Source organism: Occallatibacter sp. (assembly GCF_049802275.1).
Taxonomy (GTDB): domain Bacteria; phylum Acidobacteriota; class Terriglobia; order Terriglobales; family Acidobacteriaceae; genus Telmatobacter.
This window is the reverse complement of record NZ_JBARMD010000533.1, coordinates 1-4,130: the sequence shown is the minus strand read 5'-3', so window position 1 is coordinate 4,130 and position 4,130 is coordinate 1. Positions and strand designations below refer to the sequence as shown.

2 protein-coding genes are annotated in these 4,130 nt (G+C 58.2%); both read right to left on the bottom strand.

The window, feature by feature from the left end:
• Positions 1-2,414: transglycosylase domain-containing protein (locus tag WA354_RS18435; protein WP_472814485.1), on the bottom strand; the 2,414-nt coding region annotated here is incomplete at its 3' end.
• A 139-nt stretch (positions 2,415-2,553) separates the two neighbouring features.
• Positions 2,554-4,130 (bottom strand): proline--tRNA ligase (locus WA354_RS18430; RefSeq protein WP_472814484.1); only part of this gene is annotated, 1,577 nt, incomplete at its 5' end.

Here is a 4,130-nt window from a genome sequence, read left to right as displayed (position 1 = left end):
TGCAGGATGTTGCGGTGATCGACGGGATGGTCGCAGGTATCCGTAGGTGCGGTGCCGTCAAGAAAGGCCGCTGAGTAGTCGTCAGGGCACGAGGGGTCGGCAAGCAGGTTCGTCGCCTTATCGAGCGTCACAATCTGCACACCGTCGGGTGGAGTGAACTCATTGGTGTCGGAATACTGCGGCAACTGGATCGCATATTTCATAAACGCGGCCCAGATGGGAGCGGCGGCGTGCGCGCCTTCAAGCTTGATATCGGTATAGTCGTCGTTGCCCACCCAGACCACGCAGAGCAGGCTGCTGGTGAAGCCGGCGAACCAGGCATCGTGGCTGGTGCCCGTTTTGGCCGCGGCCGGTGCGGTGAAACCCATGTTTCGGACACCGGCGCCGGTTCCGCAGTAGTCTAGCCCACCAACCTTGCAGCCTTCACGCCCGTTGCCCTGCAGCACAGCCTCCATCATGTAAGTGGTGAGGAAGGCGACGCGAGGATCGAGGACCTGCCGTGTAGTCGGCGTGTAGTCCGTAATGACGTCGCCGGTGGGCGTGCGTACACTGGCCAGCATCCAAGGGTCGATGTGTACCCCTCCGTTGGAGAAGACCGTATAGGCGCCAGCCATATCCAGCGGCGTCGCATCATAAGAGCCGATGGCCATGGAAGGCGTACCCAGGGCGCTCTTGATGCCTGCGTCGCGCGCCAGTGAAGCCACGCGATCAAAACCGACCATGGAAGCGAGGCCGATGGTTGCGTTGTTGTCCGATCGCATCAGAGCTAAGCGGGCAGTCATCTCGCCGTAGAACTCGCCCTGATAGTTTCGTGGTGTGTACTCGTATTGGGTGCCCTCGCCGTAAGTGGCTTGTTGATCGTTGAGCATAGTGATTGGCGAAAACAACGCAGTCTGACCGGGCAGCATCGTGCCCTCGACGGAAGTTTGAAATGCGGACGCATAGACAAACGGCTTGAAGATCGAGCCAGTCGGCCGATGCGCCACCGCGTGGTCCACCTGCGACTTGCCATAGTCGCGGCCACCAACCATCGCCAGCACCTGGCCGGTATGTGGATTGAGCGCTATCAACGCCACCTGTGGGTAGACGAGAGGTTCGTCCGGCTTCTTCAGCCGGGCGTGCCGCTTTTCCACCTGCTCGTCAATCCCGGGAAGGGTAGAGTTCACTGCATCCGTTGCGACGCGCTGCAATTCGGGGTCAAGCGACGTGTAGATGTGCAAACCTTCGCGGTTGAAGTCGCGATCGCCGAGTTTCTGCACCAGCTGATCGCGCACCAGGTCCACAAAGTAGGGAGCCTCGCTGGCATCCACTCCACCAGATGCAAGGTGCAGCGGTTCAGCCTTGGCGCGCTCCGCCTGATCTTTGTTGATCGCGCCGGTCTCGACCATTGAATCCAGCACGATGTTGCGCCGGTCAATGGTGCGTTCAGGATGTCGAAAAGGATTGAAGTAATTTGGTCGCTGGATGATGCCGGCCAGCATCGCGCACTCCGCCAGATCAAGCTGCTGAACATCCTTGTCAAAGTAGGATTGCGCCGCCTCACCAAAGCCATCAATCGAGAAGCTGCCCCGCTGGCCCAGGTTGATCTGATTCGCATACGCTTCGAAGATCTGTTTCTTCGTGAAGCGACTCTCGAGATGAAACGCCATCAGTATCTGCGTGATCTTGTACTTGATAGTGCCCGTATCAGCGACAAAGAGCAGCTTCGCCAGTTGCATGGTCAGTGTCGAGGCTCCGCCGCGATGCTTGCGGTCCCCGATCATGTCGTGCCATGCCCAGCCGATCATGCTGGCGTAATTCACGCCGCCATGCTCAAAGAACTTGCGATCTTCGATGGCAAGAACTGCCTGCACGAGATTCGGCGGAATCCCATCGTAGGTGAGCAGGCGGCGCTTGGTGCGGTTGGCGTCCTCACTCAACCCGGTTATCAAGAGCGGCTCCAACTCGTAGCTGGAGAGCGATTGTCCGTGGTCGTCAGTAATCGAATCCACTTCGCCTTTGCGCGTGTGAATCGTGGCCGAATCCGGCGCGTGATAGGACTCCGGACCGGGGTGAACCGTTATCGACTCCGGACTCTCTGTAAATACGCCCATTTTCGAAGGATGCGATAGACCGTCGACTGTGTATCCTGCCTCGCGCAATTCAGTGGCAATCAGATGGGCGCTGATCTTTTGTCCGGGACGCACTTCGCGCGGGGCGGCATAGATTTTCGCGGTGTTCGCAAAGAGCGGCTGTTTCAACCGTTCATCTACGATCCGTGCATACTTGTTGTAGTAGAAAGTGAAAACAGAGAACCCGACGATTCCGACGAGCAGGACTGCGCCGATAACTCCGCGGACCAGCCACGAAGACCAGGAGAGATGAGGCCAGGAAAGCTTCAATTTTGGTTTCTGTACCCTGACCTTCAATGCCATCCGTGATCCCTCAATTCAGTTACGAAATATCTGAAACCCTGGTTCCTGCATCGACCTTGCCAGGCAAATTCCCGGCACAGATCCTTCGCGATTCAGCTCGGCCTTGCCGTCTTTCCCTCAAGGCTGCACTTGCCGGCAGCTAGGAGCTAGCAGCTAGAAGCTTCTCTTCCAACACGCGCTGCTTCACCTGTGCCACCACTTCGCCGAGAGCCACGTCCACGCTGCTCGAGTTCGCACGCGAAACCAACTCTACCTGGCCGCTCGCGGTCTTCTTGCCAACATTGATCCGGTATGGAATGCCCACGAGGTCAGCGTCTTTAAATTTGACGCCCGCGCGCTCGTCTCTGTCATCAAGCAGAACATCGAGTCCAGCCGCATCCAGTTGTGCAGCCAGCGTTTCGCCCGCCTCGCGTAGCGCCGCATCTGCAACATTCGTCACTGTAACCACAACAGTGAAGGGGGCAATCGACGACGGCAGCCAGAATCCATTCGCGTCGTTAGATTGCTCGATCGCAGCGGTGAGAATGCGTTCAATGCCGATGCCGTAGCTGCCCATAATCGGCGTCACTTCCTTGCCGTTGGGATCGAGCACGCGCGCGCCCATCGACTCGGAGTATTTGTAGCCAAGCTTGAAGATGTGGCCGACTTCGACAGCCTTGCCGACTACGAGCTTGCCGCTGCAATTGTCTTGCGGGCATGCCTCGCCCTCGTTCACGCTTCGGATATCTGCAAGCACGGTCCAGTTGAAGTCGCGGCCTGGCACGACATTGCGCAGGTGATAGTCGAGCTTATTCGCGCCGGCTACGAGGTTCTTGCGGCCCTCAAGAGATTTGTCGACGACGACTGTGAGCTTATCGCTCAAAGGCTGTTCATCGATTGTGAGACCTACGGGGCCGAGGAATCCGGCGGGCCCTTTGAAGTATTGCTCAAGTTCCTCAGCGCCCATTGTGCGAAGTTCTGCTGCTTTGATTGCGCCGAGGAGTTTCGTTTCGTTCACCTGGTGATCGCCGCGCAGGAATGCCGCAACGCCGTGCCAGGTATCTTTTGCGGCGCCGCCTTTCCCTGGTACTCCGCGCTTCAATGCCATGTAGGCCACGCACTTGATGTCCGACGCGGGTGATATTTTGAAGAACTCGGCAACGTCTGAGATCGCGGCGCAACCGGGGGTGGAGACCAACTCGGGCATTCCGTCAGCCGTCGGCTCCATTTCTACAACCGGTTTCAGGCGAGAAACGGCCTTCTCCAGATTCGCGGCATATCCGCAGACCGGGCAGCTTGCAATCAGGTCCTCTCCGGCTTCGGTGTAGACCATGAATTCCTGCGACTGCGTTCCACCCATGGCACCCGAATCGGCCTCGACCGAGACAAACTTCAGTCCACAGCGCTTGAAGATGGTGCGATACACCTGATCGTGAAGGTCGAAGCTTTTGTCCAGCCCTTCCTTATTGAGGTCGAAGCTGTAGCTGTCTTTCATGGTGAACTGGCGCACGCGGAGCAGACCCGACTTCGGCCGCGGCTCATCGCGAAACTTGGTCTGAATCTGATACCAGATCTGCGGCAACTGCTTGTAGCTGCGCAGCTCGCTGCGAGCGATCGTGGTCATGATCTCTTCGTGCGTCATGCCGAGGCACAGTTCCGCGCCCTTGCGGTCCTTGAGGCGGAACATGTTATCGCCCATGCCGGTCCATCGACCGCTCTCTTCCCACGGTTCCTTGG